Origin of the sequence: Paenibacillus sp. KS1 (genome assembly GCF_001680695.1) — a bacterium.
Classification (GTDB): Bacteria; Bacillota; Bacilli; order Paenibacillales; family Paenibacillaceae; genus Paenibacillus_B; species Paenibacillus_B suaedae.
Genome location: NZ_MAIS01000028.1, coordinates 1 through 23,944 on the forward strand (window position 1 = coordinate 1; position 23,944 = coordinate 23,944).

Consider the following 23,944-nt stretch of genomic DNA (forward strand, 5'->3'; position numbering starts at 1 on the left):
TCTGTCTAAAGAAGTCTGTCTAAAGAAGTCACATCTCGCTATGCTCATTTCGTTTCTACCTCGTCGCTCTCTTAGAGCTATCAAGGAACGGGATCTCAATCCGGGAAAAGGGACGCAACCTACATGAAGCCATTCCGTATTGGTATAGAAATACATGGTTTAATCTAATGCGGAGACGGAGAGATCAAGAGGAATGGGAGAATCGAGAGACGAGCTTCAACAGATGCTGCAAGCGATAGAGGAATGGGAACGAGAGCAGAAGGACTTATCCATATTCGAGAAGATAGGACGGCTGCCATTCGCGCTGCTGGATCGCTTCACTCCCAAGGGGATACAGAATAAGATTGCTGAATTGCTAGATGAGTTGGGAGGCTATCTCCATACAGGAGGAAGCTACCTCGTCCAGAAGAAAAGCATATTACAAAAGCTTCGTGCAAAGTGGGCAGAAGAAGATCCTGTTTCCCTGGCGGCCTCTACTGCGCAGGGGAATCCACTGGATCTGCTGGCTGTGAAGCAGATGCCTTTAGCTCTGAGCAACACAGTTGCGGATTCGGTGCGGGAATCCAATAAGAAGGTAGCATTTGCTCAAGGGGCAACGACGGGATTTGGCGGCATATTTACGTTAGCGGTGGATATACCTGCGGTTCTTGGGATCGCACTTAAGGTGCTGCAGGAGACGGCGATCTGCTACGGCTTCGATCCGGATGATCCCAGAGAGCGGCTCTTTATTGTGAAGTGTATGCAGTTTACGATGTCCGACATTGTAGGCAAGCAGGCGGTACTGCAAGACATTGGCGACTACGACAACCCGAATAGACTTCGAGACTCGGTGTCTGAAGTACAGGGATGGCGGGAGACGATGGTGTCCTTTACCGATAATTTTGGCTGGAAAAAGCTGTTCCAATCCGTGCCGGTTATCGGCATGATATTCGGTTCGTTCATGAACCGTTCTATGATTCATGAGATGGCAGAGACAGCGCAGATGCTATACCGCAAGCGGGCAGTGCTGGAACGTCTCAATGTGCTGGATGACTGCTGCTAAGCGCTAGTTGCAGATATTGCTTGCTGCCCCTTCGAGCCGATCCTTGATCCTATGGCAAGCGGCTCAAAGGGGCAGTGGTTAGTGTAATGAATTCGGCCCAGCGGCATCGGCGTACGGCACAATTCACATAAAGCAGGCCGCGTACCAGAGAGGCCGATGATGAGATCAGGAGACGCTCTAGGACATGATGCGCTTCTGTCCCTCTAGTGCTCGAATCTCGCTTACATTTTGCGTAAATTCTAACGTCCCCATATATTTCCCCGACTCGTCCCGAACAGCGAAATAGCGAATATAGACGAACTTATCCTTGAACGGGATCCAGAAATCCTCGACATCTTTTTTTCGCGATTATTAATAAGTTCGCTCATCGTAAGTCTCCTTTGTCATTGAGATTCATTATCAATAATTCAATGCATGCTTAGATGATAGCAAAGAACAATACGGGACGATTTGATTGAGATCACATTTTGCTTTGCATAATTTCTGACGCATTTCTTTGAACGAATTGCTTTTCCGTACCCAATCTTGGAACAGTACGGCTTATTTGTGCTGGCTAGGCACTTCATTTGTAGGGGGAGAGGTGTGTTCCCGTGTTGTAAAGAGCAGTGAGGAAGCTTGGGTGTTATGTATGTGAAAATATGGTTTGTTAATGGCAACTATTTCAATTACTATTTATGTATGGATATACACAGTGCGATGTAGAAATGAAGTGCATATGAAGGTACAGGAGTGCCGTAGACAGGCGGGCCCGCATGCGGCTGATGAAGAGTCAGTCGATGCCGACATGGCCCAGTGTACGGTGCTGGTTAAACGAATATGAGACAGGATGTGATGCTATTCATGAAGGGAAAGACATTGCTGTTTAGTCATGTCCGTGCTCATCTGCCGCTCTATGTGACAGCTGTAGGCTGCATGGCGTTAGCCAATATCATTTACTCCGTATTCCCCACCTTGCTAGGGCGATTCACTGATGAACTGCAGATGCGGGGGCTGACGAAGGAGTCCGTGATTCATTACAGCTTATGGCTGCTTGGAGTTGCTATCGGATATGGCTCTTTGTTTGGAATTGGACAATATCTGAATCATCGTCTAGGGCGTAAGTTTGAATTCAACACTAGACAGAAGCTGTTTGCTCAATTTACAAGATTAAGTGAGCACTATTATTCGAATCACGGTGTAGGCAAGCTGCTCAGCTATTTCATGAATGATGTTACCTCGGTTCGAGAAACGATTGCCAACGGAGTGAACCAGACGACGAATGCGACGATCCTGCTCCTGTCGGTCATCATTATGATGGGGGTAAGTGGCATTCCGCTATATTTGGTATTCGTGTGCGTGCTTCCACTGCTTACGATTCCGCTGTTTGTCATTTATTTCGGCTCGCGCATTCGGACTCGTTCTCGTGCGGTGCAGGATTCCCTTGCGGCGATGACGGAGTCCGCAGAAGAGCAATTCGGTGGCATGAAGGTGACGAAGACATTCGCAGTTGAGCATGTGGCAGAAGAACGCTTCGGCGCAACAGTGGATCAGATTTGCAGCAATCAATTAGGACTTGTGCGGATGACATCTCTCTTCCAAGCGCTCATTCCGTTTGCTGGCTCACTTTCCCTCGTTATCGCAATAACGTATGGGGGTGTGCTGTCGATGCAGGGACAATTATCCCTTGGAAGCTTCGTTATGTTAACCCTGTATTTGCGCATGATTATGACACCCCTGCAGCAAATCGGCAATGTCATCAATGTGATGCTCCGCTCACGAGCTTCTCTTGATCGCTTGAACCGGCTGTTGAATGAAGAGCCGGACATCCGTGAATATGCGGGTGCTCAGCCAATCTCGGCGGACGATGCTGTGATCGAGATCAGGAACCTGACATTTGCCTATCCAGAGGAAAGTAGAGAATCATTAGCTGATGTGAATATTCAGATATCAGCAGGCAAGACGCTCGGCATTGTTGGCAAGACGGGCAGCGGCAAGTCGACACTAGTGAAGCTGCTGCTTCGCGTCTACGATCCTCCGAAGGGGACAATTCGGATCGGAGGCCAAGACATCTGTGAAGTTACGCTAGAGAGCCTGCGTACCCAAATTGGGTATGTGCCGCAGGATGGATTCCTATTCAGTACGACTATTCGAGATAATATTGCATTCTATAACCGAAATGCTGCAGACAAAGCGGTTGAGGAGGCGGCGAAGCAAGCGGACGTATGGGACAATATTATGGGATTTCCTGATCAGTTCTTTACGAAGCTGGGAGAGCGCGGCCTTACCTTGTCCGGCGGCCAGCGTCAACGAACGAGCTTGGCACGGGGAATGATTAAGAACGCGCCCATTCTCATTTTGGATGATAGTGTAAGTGCGGTTGATGTTGTAACAGAGACGACGATATTGAACAATCTCCGGGAAGTTCGAAAGGGCAAGACGAACATCATTATCGCACACCGGATAAGCGCTGTACGCCACGCTGATGAAATTATTGTCCTTGATCATGGGAGCATTGTGGAACGTGGAACACATGAAGAACTGATCCAATCAGGCGGCTATTATGCCTCGCTCAATACGATTCAAGAGGAGGGGAAGAGAAATGCCTGAACCGACAGCGAACGTGAAGGGCAGGAACAATCATCATCCTGCACAGTCCAAGGAGATAGGCTCACGCATGGCAGGGGCTTCTCCCGAGGAGCGCAGGCAATCGTTTCGCGCTATGTTCGCTTATGCGAAGCCGTATCGCTTGACGTTTCTCGCCATATTTTTATGTACATTCCTTGCAATTGGAGCGGATTTGCTGCAGCCTTATCTCGTGAAGATCGCGATTGACGATCATGTCTTGGCCGGGAAGCACGGCGTGGACACATTATTTCTGCTTGGCGGCAGCTATTTGCTTCTCGCACTGCTTAGCTTGCTGTTCACCTATATTCAGGCGAACCTGCTTCAGAAGGTGGGGCAGGGCATTGTCGGCCAGTTGCGGAAGGATCTGTTCAGACATATAACGAAGCAATCGATGTCATTCTTCGATCGCCATTCAATGGGCAGCCTCGTAACGAATGTGTCCAGTGACACCGAGACGATCAACCAGTTCTTTACTCAAGTGCTGTTAAGCGTAGTAAGGGACGGCATGTCGCTTCTCTTGGTCGTGGCGTTTATGTTTTCGCTCGATGCGAGGCTTGCGATGTTCTGCCTTATCTTGTTCCCAATTATTTTTGCGATTGCGGTCGCTTTCCGGAAGGCGCTGCGATCTGCTTATCAGCGCGCACGGGGTGAGCTGTCAAGGCTTATCGGATTTTTGGCGGAGAATCTGTCGGGTATGGGCCTCATCCAGGCGTTCCATCAGGAGAAGGAGCAGACAGAGCGCTTCACGGCGCAGAATCGGAAGTATTTGCAAGAGAATCTGCGTGAGGTGCGCACGAGCATCATGTTCAACCGCTCGTTCGATGTGCTCGGCAATGTGTCAGTCGCATTCATCGTGTGGCTTGGCGGCATGGCTGTATTGGATACGTCATTGGCGTTCGGGGTTCTGTATGCATTCATCAATTACATTCGTCAGTTTTTCCAGCCAATCAACCATATTACCCAGCAGTGGAATACACTCCAATCCACAATCGTATCCATGGATCGCTTGTGGCGCATCTTCCGCATTCAACCTGAAGTACAGGATCCGAAGCCAGAGCAGGAGCATAATGTAGTTGCCTCTGAAGTGCAGGGCCAAGTCGACTTCAATCATATTCGCTTCGCTTATGTTGATGATCGCGACGTGCTGCATGATCTGGATTTGCACATCAAGCCAGGTGAGTTCATAGGCATCGTAGGCACGACGGGAGCTGGCAAGAGCTCACTTGTGAACCTGCTCGCGCGCTTCTATGACGTCAAGCGGGGAAGTGTTGAGATTGATGGGGTTGATATCCGCCGACTGCCGCAGCATACGCTGCATCAGATTGTCGGACTAGTGCAGCAGGATCCATTTCTGTACTCGGGATCCATTCTTGATAATGTTCGCCTATTCCAGGATACCGTATCGCGGGAAGAAGTGATCTGGGCCTGCAAGGCGGTTGGGGCGCACGGTATGATCAAGCGCTTGAAGCATGGCTATGATACAAGGCTGTCTGATCGCGGGAGCGGTCTATCGGCGGGAGAGCGGCAGCTGATTTCTTTCGCTCGGATTCTCGTGTTCCAGCCCCGCATTCTCATCTTGGATGAGGCGACGGCACATTTGGATTCTCATACCGAACAGCTCATCCAGCAAGCGCTTGAAGTGGTCTCAGAGGGTAGAACGACGCTCGTGATTGCTCACCGTTTATCGACCATTCAGCATGCTGATCGCATTATCGTCATGCGGCATGGCCGCGTTGCAGAGGAAGGGACGAACGAGTCCCTTATTGCACAGAATGGATATTATGCAGAGCTGATCCATCATTCGCGTTCGTACCCAAGAACAGCCGAGCAACAATAATCTGCTTACTACAATGCATCTTATCTCCTAATAGCAGTGCAGAGCTAGAATGGGAGGTAAGGTGTATTTTCATTTCAGCTTATCCACTAGTTCTAGCACCCGCGACTTTATTCTAATTTCCGCCAAAGAAGCAGCACAGGATGGCTTCTATCACCAAGTGTCAGTTCTCTCGCGATATCCAGCGTCAGTATTATCCTCTCATTCACTATTCAATCCTTGGCCGCATATCATGTGCCGGTACTCACAATTACTCTGTTATTTTATCTAAATTAAATATTAGATTATAATTATTATTGATAAATGTATCTCAGTGTGCTAAATTAATAACACACTTAATAATAATTATTATTATTTAAAACATAAAATAAAAACATGCGGAGGCGATATTATTGAGTAACCCGACGAAATTGACAACGAATCAAGGCGCCCCAGTAGCTGATAATCAAAACTCGAAAACAGCTGGACAGCGCGGTCCAGTGTTGTTGGAGGATTACCATCTCATTGAGAAGCTTGCGCATTTCGATCGAGAACGTATTCCTGAGCGTGTCGTCCATGCTCGCGGTGCGGGGGCGTTCGGTGTGTTTCGTCCGTATCAAAGCATGTCTAAATATACAAAGGCAGCCTTCTTGCAGGATCCTTCCATTGAGACGAAGGTATTCGTGCGTTTCTCTACGGTCATCCATGGAGGGACATCTCCTGAGACGCTTCGCGATCCACGCGGATTCGCTGTGAAGTTCTATACAACCGAAGGCAATTATGACTTAGTAGGCAATAACCTGCCTGTGTTCTTTATTCGGGATGCGATTAAGTTCCCGGATATGGTGCACTCGCTGAAGCCGGCTCCACATACGAATATCCAAACACCAGATCATTACTGGGACTTCATGTCGCTGTCTCCTGAATCGACCAATATGTTGACATGGTTATTCTCAGACCTGGGTATCCCGGCGAATTATCGAGAAATGGACGGATTTAGCGTACACGCCTTCAAATGGGTGAATGATGAAGGCAAGGTTGTTTATGTGAAATATACATGGAAATCACTTCAAGGTGTGCGCAGCCTGACTGCAGAAGAAGCGGAGCATATTCAAGCGAAGGATTTCAACCACGCTACTCGTGACCTATATGAATCGATCGAAGCAGAAGACTTCCCAGAATGGGACTTGTATGTGCAAATGATGGAGCCATCTCAAGGGGATGATTTTGATTTCGATCCGCTTGATCCTACGAAGGTATGGCCGGAAGAGCTAGTGCCGATGATGAAGGTAGGACGGATGACGTTGAACGAGAACCCGGCGAACTTCTTCGCGAGCGTAGAACAGTCTGCCTTCTCGCCAAGCGTACTGGTACCTGGCATTGAGCCATCGGAAGATAAGCTGCTGCAAGGCCGCTTGTTCTCGTATCCGGATACACAGCGCCACCGTCTAGGGCCAAACTATTTGCAAATACCAGTCAATTGCCCGTTTGCCCAAGTTCGGAACCATCAGCGCGATGGAGCCCTGAATGTGAATCAGGATCCGTCTCCAATTAACTATGAACCGAACAGCCATCCCGGCGCATATGTTGAAGCAGGAGGGCAGTTCGCAGAGAGCGAAATGCTCCTCGACGGCACGACGATGCGGCGTACGATTAGCAAGACGAATGACTTCGGGCAGGCTGGCGATAAGTATCGCAGCTTAACCCCAGAGGAGCAATCGCGATTGATTGCGAACTTGGTGAACGACCTCAAGCAGGTTAGACCTGAGGTTCAAATGCGCGCATTGTGCAACTTCTTCCGTGCCGATGCGGGCTATGGTGCCCGAATTGCGGCTGGCCTTGGGATTGACGTAAGTGCGCACACGAAGCATATGAACTCATAACATGCTCTTAAGTAACGATGAAAACAACGATAAGAAAGGCAGGGACCCCCATGAATCGCAATTCGATGATCTCATTCGTACAATCTGACAGTAAGCGAGAACCCGTACATTTAACACAGCAGAGAGAAGCGGTCTTATCGTTCGTTAATCAAGCCGAGTCCCCCGCAACCGCGATTGAAATTTATCTTGGAATGCGTGCGACCACGAAGCGCATTTCACTCTCTACGGTATATTGCAGCTTGAAATATTTTGTTAAGAACGGTATCGTGCGTGAACTGAATGAAGATCACACCTCGAAGCGGTATGAATGCATTGCCAAATAAGTACTTGAATCCTTGATGGATCTCATCATTTACATGAGGAAGGATAGAGGCTCAGATTATATCTGAGTCCCTATCCTTTTTTGCGTGACCATACCCTGATGTATTCCTTGGCTGCTCCCAATTAGATTGCAAAAAGAGGCTCTCATTTTTTGGATCTGGGGCATCTGATGATAGCGTTCGAAGACCGGCGATATGGTATATTAAGGGGAGAAATGCGTTTCGCTTGGGTTGCCACATGGTCAATGATTAGAAGGAGAAATGGGTATTGATGCTTAATCCAGAGCAGCTTCAGTCGCTAATAGAGCAGATTGAGCTTGTTCTGCTGCCTGCAGCAGACATTCGCAGTCTGAATGGGGACGACCCCGTTCAAGTGTCCAATATACCGGTGGATTGGGAGGTTATTGGCGCAGGGAATTATGCAGTCGTCTTCAGCCATAAGCAATATGCCTCTGTTGCGATAAAAGTGTATGCAGCAGGTAGGAGGGGCTTGGACGACGAAGCGGAAGTATATCGACGTCTGGGCAAGCATCCTGCCTATTCGGAATGTTATTACGTCGGGCAAGGATATTTGATATTGAAGCGGCTACCCGGGGTAACGCTGTATCACTGCCTCCGGCATGGGGTATCGATACCACAATCGGTATTGGACGATATTGATGAAGCGCTGGAGTATGCATCCGCACGAGGGTTGACCCCAAGAGACATCCATGGCAAAAATGTCACCAATGATTGTGGCAAAGGGTATGTCGTGGATGTATCCGATTTTCTGATCCCGCAGCCTGACCGCATGTGGGGGGACTTCAAGCGAGCATATCGCTTGTTGTACAAACCGCTAGGCTTGAAGTGGGGAGTGCCGGTTCCGGAGTGGCTGCTTGAGCTGCTTCGCAAAAGCTACCAGATTTACCGTAGACGCGCGGCTGCGACGGGCTGCGATAAGAACTGACTATGCGAGCGGGAAGGAAAATACATGGGCAGTAGAAGGTCATAGTACTAGGGGATTCATATTTAGCAATGTCCATACACGGTGTCAGATAGGGCTGGCATGCCGCAGTATGGTGCAATATAAATATAGTCATTATTGCCGCGAAGGGAACGATAAGATCATGTCAACCGAGAGACAAGGCCTGTCTTCAGACAAGAAGTGGGACAAGCAAACAGTAGTCGTGCATGATTGTCACGATGAACGGCATTTCGGCGCAGTTACAATGCCGATGTATCAGAACAGTCTGTTTACCTTTTCATGCCATAAGGAATTTTATGAGGCACTGGATTCTCCGCTAGAGCACCATCTCTACTCGCGCGGCAACAATCCGAGCGTCAATGAATTAGAGCGTCGGTTGGCTCTGCTGGAGGGAGGGGAAGCAGCACGCTGCTTCGCTTCAGGAATGGCGGCGATCTCTGCGGCCATTATGTCAGCAGTGAAGGCCGGTGATCACGTCATCTGTGTGGATCATGTCTATGGGCCAACTCGTGAAATGCTTGGCAATTACCTGCACCGCTTCGGGATTGAGACGACATTCGTGAATGGGGAATCGATTGAGAGTATAGAAGCCGCTGTTCGGCCGAATACTTCAATGTTATATCTCGAGAGCCCGACAAGCATGACGATTCGACTTCAGGATCTGCGTGCATGTGCGGAGCTCGCCAAGCGAATCGGAGCGACAACGATCATTGATAATACGTGGGCGACTCCGATATTCCAGAATCCGCTGGAACTCGGTATTGACTTGGTGGTTCATTCCTTGACGAAATATATTGGCGGACATAGTGATATTATGGCTGGGGTTATTATCGGTTCACATGAACGGCTGCAAGAAATCGGACGCCAAGAATTTCTGTTATACGGCGGAATCATGACGCCGCAGACAGCATGTCTTGCGATGCGCGGACTGCGCACGCTCCCACTGCGTATGGAGCGGCTGCAGCAGAATGGTCTTGCTGTGGCTGCGTATTTGGATGAGCTTCCGTACATTGCGCGAGTGAACCATCCCGGACTGACTACTTATCCGCAGCATGAGTTGGCGAAGCAGCAAATGAGCGGGTACGGGAGCTTGTTCTCCTTCGAGATGGCGCTTCCGCTTGAGCAGGTGCTGACATGGGCGGATCGGCTGCAAATGTTCCGAATCGGGGTCAGCTGGGGTGGCTATGAGAGCTTAGTGCAAGTTGTTCGCCCACTAGCAGGGCAAGAGGGAAAAGAGCTTGTCCTCGTACGGCTGTACGCAGGACTTGAAGATCCTGAACTGCTCATTCAGGATATGCGCCGCTCCTTCGAACAATTGGGATTATCGTAGAATTAGAGGTATATAGGATAAACACAAAAGAACTGGCTGCGCAGATAGACGCGTCCAGTTCTTTTTGCGTTGCAGCCATTATTTTTCGATACAGAGGGTAATGCTAAACTCGCTCTCCTCATCTTCGATGTAGGCTGCAATCTTGCGCAGCAAGGCAGCGGCCTGTGATCCTGAAGCTGCTAAGTCATATTTGAACTTCATCTCTTCTTGGGATAGTACAACTTGGTGAGAAGCCGGAGAGAAGCTGCCCGATTCATCTCGGAGCGTATAGCTTGCGTTTGCAAGCAGCGACTCGTTGGATGATCGAGGCACAATCGGATTGAACACACTTTTTTTTCCGCACAGATCCTCATAAATTTGCAGCTTCTTCAACCAATTGTAATACATCGAAGAGCTCTTGAACCCGAAGCCTTCTGCCATCTCATGAATACGATTGCTTAGACGCAGCTTCTTTATGGCATCAATTTGTTCGTCTCTCTCAAGGGACTCAATTTCCTGAAGAGAAGGGAAATTCATACAATCAGCTCCTTAGTGTGATAAAAATCTCTTGGATTGATTTGGATAGATTATAATCTGTCAGGATCAGAAATACAATGTGTCAATTGTGTTACGAGGAGCAATTGGTTACATGAGAAATGTACGAGCTGAAGCAGAATGTTTTAATAATTGTTGAAATTACTCTTCAACATGGCTCTTTTCGACTGCGTGAGCCCATCCCTATGAGATTCATGTGGAATGATAATTCTATTATTATATCATAAATTGAAATAAAATTTCAGAAGCGTATAATAAGAATAGAGGACAAAAATGACATGTTCTCGCAAAAAATAGGGCTTAATGGATTCAGCAGCAATTATTCATGAAGACGTTTACATATCATGTAGAGAATTGGAGTTTCTAAGGAGGAGAAAGGTTGCGCACACGATCATTAGCTGTAAAATCGGAACATATTATCATCGGACTAATGTCAGGTACTTCACTGGACGGGATTGACGCCGCAGTCGTTTCCATTCAGGGGGCGGGAGTAGAGTCTCGGGCAGATATGATCGCCTTTCATTGCAAGGAATATGATGATGAGCTTCGAGAGCGACTGAAAAGATTGTGTACAAGAGGCGGAACGAGTACAGAAGAAATATGTATCATGAATGCCTATATGGGGGAAATGCTGGCACAGGCGGCGCGCGAGGCGGCAAGCAATGCTGGAATCTCGATGGAGGACGTCGATTTCATCAGCTCCCACGGCCAGACAATCTGGCACCAGCCTGTCGTAGATAAGGCAGATCGATGTGCGGTTCCTTCCACTCTACAAATTGGGGATATCTCAATCATTGCCAAGCATACGGGTGTCCCCGTTATCGGAGATTATCGGCCGGCGGATATGGCAGTTGGCGGACAGGGAGCACCATTAACGCCGTATGCGGACTATCTGTTGCTGCGAGACTCGGAAGTGGGCAGAATTGCGCAGAACATTGGCGGAATTGGCAATTGTACGATTCTTCCTGCTGGCGGGGATCAGAGTACGGTGACCGCCTTCGATACGGGTCCCGGCAATATGCTGATCGATCAAGCCATCTATCAATTATCGGGTGGGGCATATGGGTATGACCGCAATGGGGAATGGGCGTCACGCGGCCAGGTGAATACCGAGCTGCTGGATGAATTGCTTGCACATCCATACTACGCCGAGCCGCCAGTGAAGACGACTGGACGTGAGATGTTCGGTACGGATTATGCGCTGCATTGGATCGAGCATGGCAGAATGCTGGGGCTGTCGGCTGAGGATATCGTTGCGACATTCACCGCATTGACGGCCCGCACGATTGCGGATGCCTATCGGCAGTTTGTATTTCCTCAACACCGCATACGAGATGTTATTGTCAGCGGAGGGGGAGCACGCAATGCAACACTGATGCGCTGGCTTGCGGAAGAGCTGCCGGAACAGAAGGTGACAGCCTCTGATGAGATGGGATTGCCGGGAGATGCGAAGGAAGCGATCGCATTCGCCCTGCTTGCAAATGATTTTATATACGGGGTTCCGAATAATTTGCCTCGTGTTACCGGAGCTGTGCGTCCAACCATTATGGGCAAGCTGGCCATGCCATAATCCAATCCATAGCTATGATTGCTATGAAGTAGATGAGAATTTCTCGGTAATAGGACTTACGATTGCGTTCTAAGATTCATCACAATGCTGTGGGGGGATTGGGCGATGCCGGAAGGTCGTCTTGCTGCGAACAACGCACAGTTTCAGGATGCTTGCGCGCTGATTGATGATGCAATAACGAGTGGAGATATTCCAGGGGCCGTCTCGCTTATTTGGTACGGTGGTCATGCGTTCGAGTATGCTAGGGGCCATGCAGTGGATACAGATAAGCACAGGATACCAGTCACGATTGATACCATATACGATTGTGCTTCCTTGACGAAGATTGTCGTGACACTCCCGTTACTATTAATGCTTGTTGAATCAGATAAGCTTAACTTGGATGATCCTGTGGCCATGCACATGCCCGAGTTCAGCGGCAATGGAAAAGATTCGATTACGATTCGCCAGTTGCTCGCACATACTTCAGGCCTGCCTCCTCATCGGGATTTGTATTCACATGGATGGTCACATGATGAGATTGCTCGCCATCTGGATCGTATGGAAGTAGAGTATCCGCCGGGAGCAGGCTGTCAGTATAGTTGTCTCGGCTATATTGTGCTCGGTAGACTTATAGAGCGCGTATGCGGAGAGTCACTGGCTTCAGCGGTGGAACGCATGCTGCTGAAGCCGCTCGGCATGGTGGACAGCAGCTTCAATCCTCCGCAGGAGGCTCGTTCACGAATAGCGGCTACGGAATATGATTCGCGGCTAGAGGAGCATTGCTGGGGACGGGTCCATGATGAGAATGCAGCTGCGTTGGGCGGCGTCGCCGGAAACGCAGGGCTGTTCGCTTCTGCGCGCGATCTAGTGCGTTATGCCCGCTTATGGGTAAGCAAGGCTGAGCTGCATGGAGCGGAGGGCAATTTGCTGTCTGACCGCGTCATTCAAGAGGCGCTCCGTTGTCAGACTTCCAATATACCCAATGCAAAGCGAGGACTCGGTTGGGTGCTGCAAGGGGATACCGCTGATTTTGCTGGAATAGGATGGTCAGCCTCCAGCTTCGGTCATACAGGCTTTACGGGTACAAGCATATGGATCGATCCTGAAAGGGATATCGTAGTGGTGCTGCTTACCAATCGCGTGCATTATGGACGGGATAAGAGTATATCAGAACTGCGACGCCAATTTCATGAAGCCGTCCTAGCAGCAATCACAGAATAAAGTTGATTTGTCGGCATGAAACGGAGAATTCACGTCCCTTTATCACGATTTTCGTCTAAAACCGCCTGTTGTTCGCTTTGAGCGTTCGGCAGGCGGTTTTGTCTTTCGCTATAATAGATGAGCCAAGTTATCATTTTGGTTATGCATATTTCATGATATAGGATATAATGGAAATCAGCTGTATGTGGAAATATGTCGTATTTTCAATGTAAAAGGGGTACTACGATGACATTACCGATTCTTTATATGGTCATTCCTTGTTATAACGAGGAGGAGGCCTTGCCAATTACGACACCTGTACTCATCGAATTGCTGAATGGACTCGAACGGGATCAGCTCGTATCAGCCGACAGCCGTATCTTGCTTGTAGATGATGGGAGCCGAGATGGAACGTGGCAGCAGATCGAGAAGGCCCGCGCCGCTCACCCTGTTATTTGCGGATTGAAGCTTGCTCGCAATGCCGGCCATCAGAAGGCGCTGTTAGCCGGACTTATGTACGCGAAGGAGCATGCGGACTGCATTGTGTCGCTAGACGCCGATCTTCAAGACGATACCGGAGCCATTCGAGAATTCGTGCGCAAGTTTCATGAGGGATACGAGGTCGTATACGGTGTTCGCAACAGCCGAGCAACAGATACATGGTTCAAGCGCTGGAGTGCTGAATCCTTCTATAAAGTGATGCGCAAGATGGGTATCCCATTGGTATACAACCATGCAGATTATCGCCTTATGAGCCGGAGGGCTGTAGAGCACTTGAGCGAATTCCATGAAGTGAACTTGTTCTTGCGAGGAATCGTACCGCTGATCGGATTCCGTTCCACAACAGTTGCCTATGACCGTATGGAGCGTGTTGCAGGTGAATCGAAGTATCCGCTTCGCAAGATGCTGTCATTTGCATGGGATGGCATTACGTCGTTCAGCATCAAACCTATGCGCCTTGTTACAATGCTTGGCTTCATCAGCCTGGGAGCGAGTATTATTGCCGGAGGCTACACGCTTATTTCCAAGCTGACTGGACATACCGTGTCCGGCTGGGCTTCATTGATGTTCTCGCTATGGTTCATCGGCAGCATTCAGTTGCTGGCGTTAGGTGTGATCGGAGAGTACATCGGGAAGATATATAATGAAGTAAAACGCAGACCACCCTATATTGTGGAGACGGTGCTGTCTGACGCATACGTGGTACAGAATAAGGCGCAGCCTTCCTGGCCGGGTGCCCAGCGTGCAGAGGTGAACCGATGAGCCGTGAGCAAGCGGCCAGTAAGGGCTGGCTGGGATTGTTCAGCCGCTATGCGGTTGTCGGCGTGATTAACACATGCATTGGACTTGGGCTTATTTATGCACTGATGCACCTTGCTGGATGGGATCACTTCTCATCGACATTTGTCGGGAACACCATAGGGGTGCTGTGCAGTTATGTGCTCAATCGCCGCTTTACGTTCCAATACGAGGGGGCGCAGCTCAGCAGCTTCATTCGGTTCCTTGTTATTTCCTTGCTCTGTTATGCAGCAGCCTACGTGCTGCTTCATCCTGCATTCTCAGCGCTGGTTACGGGGCTGCTAAGCTCACTGCCGCAATCATGGCAGCAATCGCTGATTGTGTTGTGCGAAGCGGGCGCTTACACCGTAACTTCGTTTGTGCTTCATCGACTGATTACCTTCGCCGCACCATCGTCAGCATCTGAGCCTTCATCCCGTGCGGCGCGAGCGAGCGACGGACAACTCGGAGAGGACTATGACAACTACCGCAGTGCTGAACGCCAATAAATGAAATGAGGCGCTTCCCCATCTCGGGGAAGTGCTATTCTTTTTAGTTAGGAGAGTGATTCTTGGCATGAAACGAAAAGATTGGGTATCTTGGGGTTCCGTTCTAATCGGTGCTATCATTCTAACATGCATTTTGTTTACTTCGCCTTATATCGGAGTAGCAGATAACGGAGACTTTGATCGTATCGTGCGGAGCGGGGGGATATCGCCGCTTAATGACACGTTTACATATGAGGACAAGTATTTCGGATTTAGTCATTCCAAATATGATTACGGTCCATTTGCTGTCAATTATGCGTCTTCGCAGGTGTTGTTTGTCTTCATTGCAGGGCTAATTGGACGGGTGCTCAATCCATCCTATTTCCCGATGCAGGCAATGGGCATCGTATATTCATTGCTGCTATTAAGCACATTGTTTGTCATTGTCCGCTACGCTTGTGCAGGCAAGCGGTGGCTGCAAATCACAGCAGCGCTCTGTGTACTGTTCATGTTTTTCGATATTGGATATGTCGGTTATTTTCATTCCTTTTTCGGTGAGTCGGTTTCCCTGCTGTTTCTATTGTTGTCCACGGCGATTGCGGTTACTTTGGCAAGGCAGCAGCATCCTTCACTCACTTGGCTAGTCCTATTGTTTGTCTGCGCGTTTATATTGGCAGCCTCCAAGATTCAAAATGCGCCGGTTGGCTTGGTGTTTGCTTTATATGGGCTTCGATTGTACAAAAAGCGGCCGGATCGAGCTTGGAAGCGGGTGATAGCTGGGGGAGCAGCCTTCATGATCGCGACAACAGCGCTCATCTATGTGTTCGCGCCTAAAGAGCTGAAGCAAATCAATTTGTATCAGACGATCTTCTTCGGAATTTTAAAAGATTCTCCGCATGTGTCAGAGGACTTGGATGCACTAGGCATCCCTCAGAAATATGCGGTTCTCGCTGGAACGAACTATTTTCAATCCGATGTCCCGATTAAGCAGGATGCGCCTGAGCTTACGGAACATGTTTACTCCAGACTTGGACATATGGACATTGTTGGCTACTACTTGCGTCATCCAGTTCGGATCATTGACAAACTTGAGGCTGCCGCTTCGCAGGCGACATTCATTCGTCCTTATTACCTAGGGAGCTATGAGAAGGAATTGGGTGAGCCACGCGGTGCATTATCGTATACCTACAGTACTTGGAGTGAGGGCAAGAAGAAACTAATTCCGAAGAACTTTACCTTTTTCTTCATCTTCTTTGTACTATACATTGGCATCGTGCTGAAGGAGTATATTCGGAATAAATATAAGCGTCAGATGCTGGATGTCACGCTCATCGTAGCCTTAATAGCGATTATCTCCGTCGCAGTGCCACTTGTCGGCGATGGGGAAGCCGATTTGGGCAAGCATCTATTCCTGTTCAATGTGAGCTTCGATATTATGATCGTATTTACGGTCATTTGGATCGTGTCACAGGTGCGCCGGATATTCGACCGTTCGCCGGAGTTGGAATAGCGGGCGAAATACAGCTATGATATAGCTGCGCATATTGGAAATCCCCTCGGGCCGCAGCTGCACATCGTAAGATATCGATGATGCAGCTACGGAACTCCGAGGGGATTTTTATACTGCCTAATCTGTTATAGATCCTTAACATTGTTATGCATAATGGACAAGATTCTGCGGAACGTTTCCACTTCTTCCTCTGTTAATCCTTCAATCGTTTTCTGGTAAGCTTCAATGGATGGAGCAAGTATGTCTTCTTTGATTTCTCGGCCTTTGACAGTCAAGTATACACGAAGTGATCTGCGATCCGATTCATGCGTTACTCGATAGATAAAGCCTTTTTTCTCGAGCTTGAACAGCATGCGAGCTACATTCGTCTGGTCTTTATGCAGCCGCTCTGCGAGTTCCTTCTGTGTGATTCCTTCCTGCTCCCACAACACCACTAAGATTTCCCATTGGTCGACAGTGATGTCGAAAGGATTTACAACCTTCTGATAATAATTCGTAAGCTTCAAATCTGCCCGATGAACAATGACTCCGATATACTTTTCTAATTCCAAATGCGGACCCCCAGATTCATTCACATCGTTATTATAGTTGTTCAAATACGCATGCTTTGAACAACCCCTATCGTTGTTATGACCATTATAGGTAAGGACAAATAACGTGTCAATGAAGCGGGACAGTTGTCGATTGAGCGACGAATCCGGGTTACTTCCGTGTCCTCAAGGCTGTGCTGCTGCCTTCCCAACAACGCTCATGACGATCTCGGCAGCCCGTTCATATCCTCCTGCTTCGCGAAGAGACTTGCCGATGGCATGGGCTTGCTGCTTATAGGAAGGGGTATGCAGCACTTCGAGTAGTGCGCTCCGAAGCACTTCTGGCGTGAGACCTTGATGATCCACGATAACTCCAGCTCCCCGGTTCTTCACTTGCATTGCAACCATAGGCTGATCGGACGTTAATGGGATCATGACGAGCGGCACATCGTAGTATAAGGCTTCACTTGTGCTGTTCATGCCGGCATGTGTAATGAAGACATCCACTTGCTGCAGCACTTCCAATTGCGGCAAGTAGGGTTTAATAATGAAATTGTCTGGAATCAAGTCAGCAAGCGGCTCCATATTTGTCTCTTTGCCACAGGCTAAAATGAATGTAATGGTTTCATTGCGAAAAGCCTCAAAGCATAGCTTGTAAAATTCAATGTTGTTGTTCAAAATGCTGCCTAGCGAGATATAGACGGTATGTGCATGAGGAAGCTGGCTTCGATCCAATGTAAAGGTTGGGGCATCCATGCGCGGTACGATGGATGAGCCAGTGAACACATAGCTGTCGTCCAGCAATTCTGCATTTGGCTGCAAATCACGGCTGAGATGCACGACCTTCAGCTCTCCATATGCGTTGAAAATATCAGACATGTCAGGGGCGGATAGTTGATAGCGATCCGCTAATTGCCTTGCGATCTCCATCGAGGAATCATAGATTGCCTGAATTTCCTGCTCCTCCTGCTCGGTCATCAGTTGTTCTGCTCCGAGCGGTTTCACGAATACGAACGAAGTGATGGAGCATACAGCAGGGATACCAAGACGCTCTGCAATCATTTGTCCGCCCCAGCCGCCTAATAAGTAATCATAAATCAAATAGTCGTAAGAGCCCTGCTCAGTGAGAGCAAGAACCTCTGGAATGATAGGTTCAATCATGCCGCGCAGGATGAAATGAATAAATTGGTAAGGATGCTTGTAAATTTTCGGCTTCAATATCGGATCATCCGCAAATGATCCCCGAGCGTACGTGTAAGTAATGACCTTTGCACCTGTGGCTTCAATCCGTTTGCGATATTCCTCGGTGCACACATAAGTGACTTCCTCGCCACACTTTACGAGCTGCTGAACCAAACCTAACGATGGATTCACATGTCCTTCAGCAGGAGTAATGACAACCAATGCACGTGCCAAATCGTCCACCTCCAAAAATGGATACTACATTGATGAATGTGACTGTACAATACTGTGGGCTTTCATCGTAATGCGGAAAGACGTAACGAAACTGAGAACAACGAAGCAGAGTTGTAGAACCAATGCCATCATGACACCCGTGAAGATTCCCAATTGCAGGCTTTCACTTAGAGCTACAAGGGCCCCACTTATCCCTATGCTTACAGCTATGCTGAATGAATCGATGAATTGGAGTGTGGCGGATACCTCGCCCTCCTTGCCTTCCTCAGCCAGCTGCAAAGCAACTGCCCCAATTGTTGGGGTGGCTAGCCCGACTCCAAATCCGGTAATGACCTGCGAGATCAAGGCGAGAGCTACGCCGCCGCCTGACAGTGCAATAGAAGTGAGCACAAGAGAGACACCCACAATCATGATGCACAAGCCAACTCGGATTCTCCTCTGCCGGCCTTTGCCTAGGTCGCATCGGTCAAGGCGAGCTTGTACCCATGCGGCACCAGACCAACTTAATGCCCCAGCGGCTACGATTAGTCCCGCGAGATCCTCAGTTATTCCTCTTACCTTCGTTAATCCGAGCACGACATAGCTCTCCGTTGCGAAATAGCAGGCGATGTAGAGTGCTCGGGTTACGATTATGGCAGGGAGACCACGCGTTACCGTGAATGTTCCCTGAGGCAGCAGACGACGGAGCGGATGTACCATAATGGCAATCCCAATTCCGGTGAGCACTACGCCTAACCAATCCGTAATTCGGCCTAACCCGGTCAGCAGCAATCCTGTTCCGATAGCGAGCAGTATTGCGTATAACTCTTTGCGCCCGTCCCTGATCTCGGAACTGCTTGATTTCTGTATGCTCCGGAAAGAAGGCAGTGTCATACAGAGTGCGAGCACGATAAGAGGGAGCACGAGCCAAAACACGAATCGCCACGATAAATAGATCGAAATGAGGCCTGCGACATAAGGTCCGATTAATGCAGGAAGAACATAAGCGGCTGAGAAAGCTGCCAATATAGAGGTGCGCAGCGAATCCGGGTATCGAACCGTTACAATGTAATAAACACAGGTGACAAGGGAGCCAGCACCAAAACCCTGCAATGCTCTTCCTGCAATGAGCATATACATATGGAAGGAGAGAGCAGCTATGATGATGCCAATGACAAAGATAGAGAAAGAGACGAGAACGGATGCAATTACGCCATGCCGATCAATTTGTTTGCCGATAACCATGGAACCGATAAGTTGAAATAATAAGAAGGTACTAAAGATCCAGCCGTACAAATGGATGCCTTGCAGACTGTGTGCGAGTGTGGGAGCAATGGTAGTAATGGCGAGACCCTCGAAGGCGACAGTAGATAAAATGAGTATAATGCCGATTGTCAACGCCCGATACGGAACTTGAAAAATTCCGGTGTCTGCAGAACGAATTCCAACACACCTCCGTTCAAAAGTTATAATTGCCTTGACAATAGTAGTCATAGCAACTAATTGGGTGAAAAAGAGACATAACCGTTATGTATGGATGCAATACAATGGTTATGTCTCTTCGTCGTCCTAGATAGTTGTTACGACTATTATATTCACAGCAATTATTTATGTCAATACCTGTAAATTCGAATATTCGCTTAGCAGGAGCTGCAGATTACCATCTGATCCACAGGTTTCCCTTCCAAGTCGGGATATTGGCCCAGCGCTTTCCTTTTGCATCATATTTCACTGTACGCACACTTACCGTCTGCGGCTTCAATTCTCCAACCTTCTTGCCATCAATGGCTTGATAGAGTGGAGTTATTGCTGTTAACTTGGCACGCTGGCTTTGTTCTGGATTCAGTATCCATGCTTTGCCTTGATAACTATTGATCTGATACCAGGTAAATCCGGACTCATCAATTTGCTCATTGATAATAGGAAGTGTCTGCGCTGCAAGATTGCCCGTCTGCTTGCCGTTAGGCATGTTATATATGGTTGTATTGGGGCCGACTGCAACGAGTTTGGAGTAGGCATTCGGGTCTTTTATCCACGCTGTTCCCATCCATGTAAACACCCGATACCAAGTCGTATTGTGCTCATCCTTCGATGCTGCTTCAATTGAAATCACCTGAGGCTCCAAGAGGCCTACTTTTTTACCGCTGATCGAATCATAGAGAGTCGTGTTTTGTTCCAGGTCTACGAACTTGGTTTCTGTCGTAACAACTCCAGTTGTATCTGCTGCTTGTGCGGCAAATGCTCCTGTTGCAGCTATCGTACTGAACGTTAAAGTCATAGCCATCACTGCCACTAATTTCTTCATTATTGAATTCTCCTCTCTCATGGTTATACAATGGTATGGTTTACTGCTAAGGTGAACATTCCGATTACTTGTTACTGGATTTGTTGTCAGATACCCACTTTATGTTAGGCCTTCTCGAGGATATTGAAGTTTGCGATGAGGACATGAAGGTATCGTTTATAGGTGACATAAGGAATGTTCCCCCCGCCTTGTTTAGTATGTAACCGGTTTACATGGTAGTGAAACAATATTTTGGAAGGGATGATAAGAGTGAAGACATTGTGGAAATGGCTGCGCCGTGGATTGTTGACGGTCATCGTATTGTTTATTCTGCTTGCTGGAGCGGCGTATTTTTACATTCAACCGACTACGGTATTAGGCTGGCCTCCTCAAGTGGATGTGTCCTTGTCAGAACGTTTGGAGCAAATCGTGCACAATCGTTCTCTTACGATACAATTTAGCGAAGAAGAGATTAATGGACTGGTATCCAAGCATATGCAGGAGACAGAACCTTATCGCTCGTTGAAGGAAAAGTGGAATATTAGTGGGATGAAGACAGAGCTTGCGAACAATGAATTGGAAGCAACGATTCAATTGGAGCCTATCTCTTATGTTCAAGCAGAACTCAAGATTACATTCCAATTGGAGTGGGATGATAGCAGTCAATCGGTACGTGTAGTGCCGACTGATGCCCGCGTGAAGGACATTTCAATCCCTCTCTCATGGCTGTCATTGCAGACGAAGGAATTTTCCCTATCGTCAGAGCTGCCGCATTTGGTTAAAGTAAAAGAAGTGAAGTTCTTAGAAGATGGCTGGAAGTTCCGCTTTGGGCTGAAGCTTTAGTACGGAGTAAGATGAGCCTATTTGTTGCTGATTGCTAGGTTCATGTTAGGATTGGTGTGTTAGATAGGACGATAGAAAAGGACGTGACAGTTTGCCTAATCGTGAACAACTGCTCCAATTGCAGATGAATTTCCGCTCTATGTTGCGTGGGATGCGCGCCCAATGGGATCGGCATTTGGAACTGCATAATCTCAATGTGAATATGACTCAATTTGCAGTACTGAATCTTCTATTTCGCAATGGGGCAATGAAAGTAACAGATGTAGCAAAGGAGCTTCGCTTGACACCGGGAGCCGTGACGGGCATAACCGATAAGCTCACCTCGCTGCAATATGTTACACGCAATCGAGATGCACTTGATCGTCGCATCAATTATTTGGAGCTGACAGAAGCCGGGCATGAGAAGGTCAAGGCGGTGGAAATACAGCGTGAGATTGTGTACGCGCGCTTCTTTGAAGGAATTCCAGATGAAGACTTGCTTCATTTCATTCACATCTGTCAGCAAGTCAACCTCAATCTGGATGAAATATCACAAGTTGGGGAGTAATAATAGCATCACATGATGCTGGATGGAATTATGGACATGAGAATGTCCGCGCCTCCTGCGACCAAGGAGTGAAATGACCGTGAGCAACGGTTGGTGGTTGATCGTTCATGCTGTTGTTGTGCTTGGACTCCTCTATATGCTGTATGTCATGCAGAAGAGGCATGTGTCCTTTACGAAGCGGGTATTTGCTGGGCTCGGCTTAGGGATTGTATATGGAGCGATTCTCCAGCAGCTATATGGAGCTGGGCATGGTATTGTACGTGTGCTCAACGATTGGGTGTATATCGTGGGTGGTGGCTATGTACGTCTGCTGCATATGGTCGTCATTCCGCTGATTATCGTATCTATCATTTCCGCGATCTTGCATGTGACGACGAGAACGGGTGTTGGCAGGATGAGTGCATTGATTATAAGCATCCTGATCGCGACGACTGCCGTTGCAGCTGCTGTCGGCATCGCATCTGCGCTGGCCTTCAATTTGTCCGCTGTGAATATGGAGGCGGGACAACAAGAGACAGAACGTGGGCAGCACTTGAGTGAACAGGTCGGAGAAGTGCGTGATATGACGATCCCGCAGCAGGTACTGGAGTTCATACCTACGAATCCATTTCTCGATATGACAGAGGGAAGAAGAACTTCTACCATTGCAGTTGTTATTTTCTCTGCCTTTGTTGGAATTGCAGCATTAGGTGTGGCTAGGAAGAAGCCTGAGCATGGGCGCATGTTCACCTCTATCATTGATTCGCTACACGCGGTTGTTATGCGGATGGTGACATTGGTGCTTCGATTAACGCCGTATGGTGTACTTGCGTTGATGATTCGCGTTGTGTCTACGACAGCACCAGCGGAGATATGGAAGTTGGGCCGATTCGTAATTGCTTCTTACGTTGCACTGATTGTCATGTTTATCATTCACCTGCTGCTTCTTGGGCTATCGGGGATATCGCCTGCACGATACGTGAGGCTCGCAACTCCTGCCTTGGTATTTGCCTTTACGTCACGTACAAGTGCAGGTTCTATTCCGATCAATGTGGAGACACAGCGGGATAAACTTGGAGTACCGGAGAGTTTTGCGAATTTTAGTGCGTCGTTCGGCGCTTCAATGGGACAGAATGGATGTGCCGGCATATACCCTGCCATGCTGGCCGTCATGATTGCACCTACTGTGGGAACGAATCCGCTCGATCCATGGTTTATTCTGCAGCTAATAGCAGTTGTTGCGATCAGTTCCTTCGGTGTTGCGGGTGTTGGAGGAGGAGCTACATTTGCCGCACTAATCGTGCTGTCCTCGATGAATTTGCCGGTTGGCTTGGCGGGACTGTTAATTTCTGTAGAGCCCCTAATTGATATGGGGCGCACCGCGCTAAATGTAAATGGATCTATGCTGGCGGGCGTATTATCCTCTCGTTGGTTAAGACAGTGGGACAAGGAAGCATTTCTCCGTGGTGAGATCCGTTCACCTTCCGGGGAAGAATCTTAGTTGAATATCGATATGAACGGTTAAGCATTACAAAAGGCTAAAGGCTCGTCATACGGACGAGCCTTTTTTGTTATTCTTGTATGTTGCATAGAGCGATATGGTGATTATGACACTCGTTTTCCCGTCACAAGGGAGATGATGAACAGAACGAGGAAGATAAAGAACAGTACTTTGGCGATGGATGCTGCTGCTGCGACGATCCCAAAAAAACCAAATACTCCTGCAATTACAGCGATTACTAAAAATATAGCTGACCATGTAAGCATAAGCAGTTCCTCCTTGATAGAAAGTTGCGAAAATAGGCTTGGGCCGAGTAGCTTGTCTATGCTGCTCGATTGTCGTGGCTT

Annotated in this window: 21 protein-coding genes and 1 pseudogene; 15 read left to right on the forward strand and 7 right to left on the reverse strand. The window is 48.4% G+C overall.

The window, feature by feature from the left end:
* The first annotated feature begins 193 nt into the window (after positions 1-193).
* A complete protein-coding gene (locus BBG47_RS11460; protein ID WP_065291830.1) occupies positions 194-1,042 on the forward strand; it encodes an EcsC family protein in 849 nt (282 codons plus the stop codon).
* A 177-nt stretch (positions 1,043-1,219) separates the two neighbouring features.
* Here the strand turns inward: BBG47_RS11460 and BBG47_RS28935 are convergent.
* A pseudogene (locus BBG47_RS28935) lies at positions 1,220-1,384 on the reverse strand (PAS domain-containing protein); the annotation flags it as partial.
* Positions 1,385-1,882: 498 nt separating this feature from the next.
* Here BBG47_RS28935 and BBG47_RS11465 point away from each other — a divergent pair.
* From BBG47_RS11465 to BBG47_RS11490, 6 genes are all read left to right on the forward strand, one after another.
* Complete coding sequence (locus tag BBG47_RS11465) at positions 1,883-3,628, forward strand: ABC transporter ATP-binding protein (protein ID WP_065291875.1); 1,746 nt, start codon at positions 1,883-1,885, stop codon at positions 3,626-3,628.
* Positions 3,621-5,483, forward strand: a complete 1,863-nt coding sequence (locus BBG47_RS11470; RefSeq protein WP_083189235.1) for an ABC transporter ATP-binding protein — start codon at positions 3,621-3,623, stop codon at positions 5,481-5,483. The genes BBG47_RS11465 and BBG47_RS11470 overlap by 8 nt, the downstream gene beginning before the upstream one ends.
* 389 nt (positions 5,484-5,872) lie before the next feature.
* Positions 5,873-7,342 carry a catalase gene (locus tag BBG47_RS11475; RefSeq protein WP_065291831.1) on the forward strand — a complete coding sequence of 490 codons (1,470 nt, stop codon included), beginning with the start codon at positions 5,873-5,875 and terminating at the stop codon, positions 7,340-7,342.
* A gap of 50 nt (positions 7,343-7,392) precedes the next feature.
* Positions 7,393-7,665, forward strand: a complete 273-nt coding sequence (locus tag BBG47_RS11480) for a transcriptional repressor (RefSeq protein WP_065291832.1) — start codon at positions 7,393-7,395, stop codon at positions 7,663-7,665.
* Between the two features lie 268 nt (positions 7,666-7,933).
* On the forward strand, positions 7,934-8,608 hold the full coding sequence (locus BBG47_RS11485; protein WP_065291833.1) for a serine/threonine-protein kinase: 675 nt from the start codon (positions 7,934-7,936) through the stop codon (positions 8,606-8,608).
* A gap of 160 nt (positions 8,609-8,768) precedes the next feature.
* The gene (locus BBG47_RS11490; RefSeq protein ID WP_065291834.1) at positions 8,769-9,956 is read left to right on the forward strand and encodes a trans-sulfuration enzyme family protein; all 1,188 of its coding nucleotides are present in this window, start codon (positions 8,769-8,771) and stop codon (positions 9,954-9,956) included.
* A 78-nt stretch (positions 9,957-10,034) separates the two neighbouring features.
* On the opposite strand, the gene BBG47_RS11495 is transcribed toward BBG47_RS11490, so the two are convergent.
* Complete coding sequence (locus tag BBG47_RS11495) at positions 10,035-10,472, reverse strand: hypothetical protein (RefSeq protein ID WP_065291835.1); 438 nt, start codon at positions 10,470-10,472, stop codon at positions 10,035-10,037.
* Positions 10,473-10,869: 397 nt separating this feature from the next.
* Here BBG47_RS11495 and BBG47_RS11500 point away from each other — a divergent pair, with 397 nt between their 5' ends.
* The 5 genes from BBG47_RS11500 to wsfD all read left to right on the forward strand — a co-directional run bounded on the left by BBG47_RS11500 (position 10,870) and on the right by wsfD (position 16,518).
* Positions 10,870-12,060, forward strand: a complete 1,191-nt coding sequence (locus tag BBG47_RS11500; protein WP_083189237.1) for an anhydro-N-acetylmuramic acid kinase — start codon at positions 10,870-10,872, stop codon at positions 12,058-12,060.
* 105 nt (positions 12,061-12,165) lie between these two features.
* A complete protein-coding gene (locus BBG47_RS11505) occupies positions 12,166-13,263 on the forward strand; it encodes a serine hydrolase domain-containing protein (RefSeq protein WP_065291836.1) in 1,098 nt (365 codons plus the stop codon).
* 225 nt (positions 13,264-13,488) lie between these two features.
* Positions 13,489-14,505, forward strand: a complete 1,017-nt coding sequence (locus BBG47_RS11510; protein ID WP_065291837.1) for a glycosyltransferase family 2 protein — start codon at positions 13,489-13,491, stop codon at positions 14,503-14,505.
* Positions 14,502-15,029: a GtrA family protein gene (locus BBG47_RS11515; protein WP_065291838.1), complete on the forward strand. Its 528-nt coding sequence runs from the start codon at positions 14,502-14,504 to the stop codon at positions 15,027-15,029. Before BBG47_RS11510 ends, BBG47_RS11515 begins: the two co-directional genes overlap by 4 nt.
* A 67-nt stretch (positions 15,030-15,096) precedes the next feature.
* Positions 15,097-16,518 carry a glycan biosynthesis hexose transferase WsfD gene (gene wsfD / locus BBG47_RS11520; protein WP_065291839.1) on the forward strand — a complete coding sequence of 474 codons (1,422 nt, stop codon included), beginning with the start codon at positions 15,097-15,099 and terminating at the stop codon, positions 16,516-16,518.
* Positions 16,519-16,643: 125 nt separating this feature from the next.
* On the opposite strand, the gene BBG47_RS11525 is transcribed toward wsfD, so the two are convergent.
* From BBG47_RS11525 to BBG47_RS11540, 4 genes are all read right to left on the reverse strand, one after another.
* Positions 16,644-17,069, reverse strand: coding sequence for a MarR family winged helix-turn-helix transcriptional regulator (locus BBG47_RS11525; protein WP_028532002.1), 426 nt, complete (start codon positions 17,067-17,069; stop codon positions 16,644-16,646).
* A 165-nt stretch (positions 17,070-17,234) separates the two neighbouring features.
* Positions 17,235-18,464: a macrolide family glycosyltransferase gene (locus tag BBG47_RS11530; protein ID WP_065291840.1), complete on the reverse strand. Its 1,230-nt coding sequence runs from the start codon at positions 18,462-18,464 to the stop codon at positions 17,235-17,237.
* Positions 18,465-18,488: 24 nt separating this feature from the next.
* Positions 18,489-19,937 (reverse strand): MFS transporter, encoded by a 1,449-nt coding sequence (locus tag BBG47_RS11535; RefSeq protein WP_083189238.1) that lies wholly within the window; start codon positions 19,935-19,937, stop codon positions 18,489-18,491.
* Between the two features lie 163 nt (positions 19,938-20,100).
* Complete coding sequence (locus BBG47_RS11540) at positions 20,101-20,748, reverse strand: hypothetical protein (protein ID WP_065291841.1); 648 nt, start codon at positions 20,746-20,748, stop codon at positions 20,101-20,103.
* Positions 20,749-20,997: 249 nt separating this feature from the next.
* On the opposite strand from BBG47_RS11540, the gene BBG47_RS11545 reads away from it, so the two are divergent.
* The 3 genes from BBG47_RS11545 (at position 20,998) to BBG47_RS11555 (ending at position 23,597) form a co-directional block, all read left to right on the forward strand.
* The gene (locus BBG47_RS11545) at positions 20,998-21,570 is read left to right on the forward strand and encodes a hypothetical protein (RefSeq protein WP_021255310.1); all 573 of its coding nucleotides are present in this window, start codon (positions 20,998-21,000) and stop codon (positions 21,568-21,570) included.
* Positions 21,571-21,661: 91 nt separating this feature from the next.
* The gene (locus tag BBG47_RS11550) at positions 21,662-22,117 is read left to right on the forward strand and encodes a MarR family winged helix-turn-helix transcriptional regulator (protein ID WP_065291842.1); all 456 of its coding nucleotides are present in this window, start codon (positions 21,662-21,664) and stop codon (positions 22,115-22,117) included.
* Between the two features lie 73 nt (positions 22,118-22,190).
* Positions 22,191-23,597, forward strand: a complete 1,407-nt coding sequence (locus tag BBG47_RS11555; protein WP_065291843.1) for an L-cystine transporter — start codon at positions 22,191-22,193, stop codon at positions 23,595-23,597.
* 104 nt (positions 23,598-23,701) lie between these two features.
* Here the strand turns inward: BBG47_RS11555 and BBG47_RS28940 are convergent, their stop codons facing one another.
* Positions 23,702-23,863 (reverse strand): DUF1328 domain-containing protein, encoded by a 162-nt coding sequence (locus tag BBG47_RS28940; protein WP_083189240.1) that lies wholly within the window; start codon positions 23,861-23,863, stop codon positions 23,702-23,704.
* Positions 23,864-23,944: the final 81 nt, after the last annotated feature.

Excerpts from the sequence above, each read along its gene's own strand:
- BBG47_RS11460 (WP_065291830.1), top strand. The coding sequence starts at position 194 with ATGGGAGAATCGAGAGACGAGCTTCAACAGATGCTGCAAGCGATAGAG.
- BBG47_RS11465 (WP_065291875.1), top strand. The coding sequence starts at position 1,883 with ATGAAGGGAAAGACATTGCTGTTTAGTCATGTCCGTGCTCATCTGCCG.
- BBG47_RS11470 (WP_083189235.1), top strand. The coding sequence starts at position 3,621 with ATGCCTGAACCGACAGCGAACGTGAAGGGCAGGAACAATCATCATCCT.
- BBG47_RS11480 (WP_065291832.1), top strand. The coding sequence starts at position 7,393 with ATGAATCGCAATTCGATGATCTCATTCGTACAATCTGACAGTAAGCGA.
- BBG47_RS11485 (WP_065291833.1), top strand. The coding sequence starts at position 7,934 with ATGCTTAATCCAGAGCAGCTTCAGTCGCTAATAGAGCAGATTGAGCTT.
- BBG47_RS11490 (WP_065291834.1), top strand. The coding sequence starts at position 8,769 with ATGTCAACCGAGAGACAAGGCCTGTCTTCAGACAAGAAGTGGGACAAG.
- BBG47_RS11495 (WP_065291835.1), bottom strand. The coding sequence starts at position 10,472 with ATGAATTTCCCTTCTCTTCAGGAAATTGAGTCCCTTGAGAGAGACGAA.
- BBG47_RS11505 (WP_065291836.1), top strand. The coding sequence starts at position 12,166 with ATGCCGGAAGGTCGTCTTGCTGCGAACAACGCACAGTTTCAGGATGCT.
- BBG47_RS11510 (WP_065291837.1), top strand. The coding sequence starts at position 13,489 with ATGACATTACCGATTCTTTATATGGTCATTCCTTGTTATAACGAGGAG.
- BBG47_RS11515 (WP_065291838.1), top strand. The coding sequence starts at position 14,502 with ATGAGCCGTGAGCAAGCGGCCAGTAAGGGCTGGCTGGGATTGTTCAGC.
- wsfD (WP_065291839.1), top strand. The coding sequence starts at position 15,097 with ATGAAACGAAAAGATTGGGTATCTTGGGGTTCCGTTCTAATCGGTGCT.
- BBG47_RS11535 (WP_083189238.1), bottom strand. The coding sequence starts at position 19,937 with ATGACTACTATTGTCAAGGCAATTATAACTTTTGAACGGAGGTGTGTT.
- BBG47_RS11540 (WP_065291841.1), bottom strand. The coding sequence starts at position 20,748 with ATGAAGAAATTAGTGGCAGTGATGGCTATGACTTTAACGTTCAGTACG.
- BBG47_RS11555 (WP_065291843.1), top strand. The coding sequence starts at position 22,191 with ATGACCGTGAGCAACGGTTGGTGGTTGATCGTTCATGCTGTTGTTGTG.
- BBG47_RS28940 (WP_083189240.1), bottom strand. The coding sequence starts at position 23,863 with ATGCTTACATGGTCAGCTATATTTTTAGTAATCGCTGTAATTGCAGGA.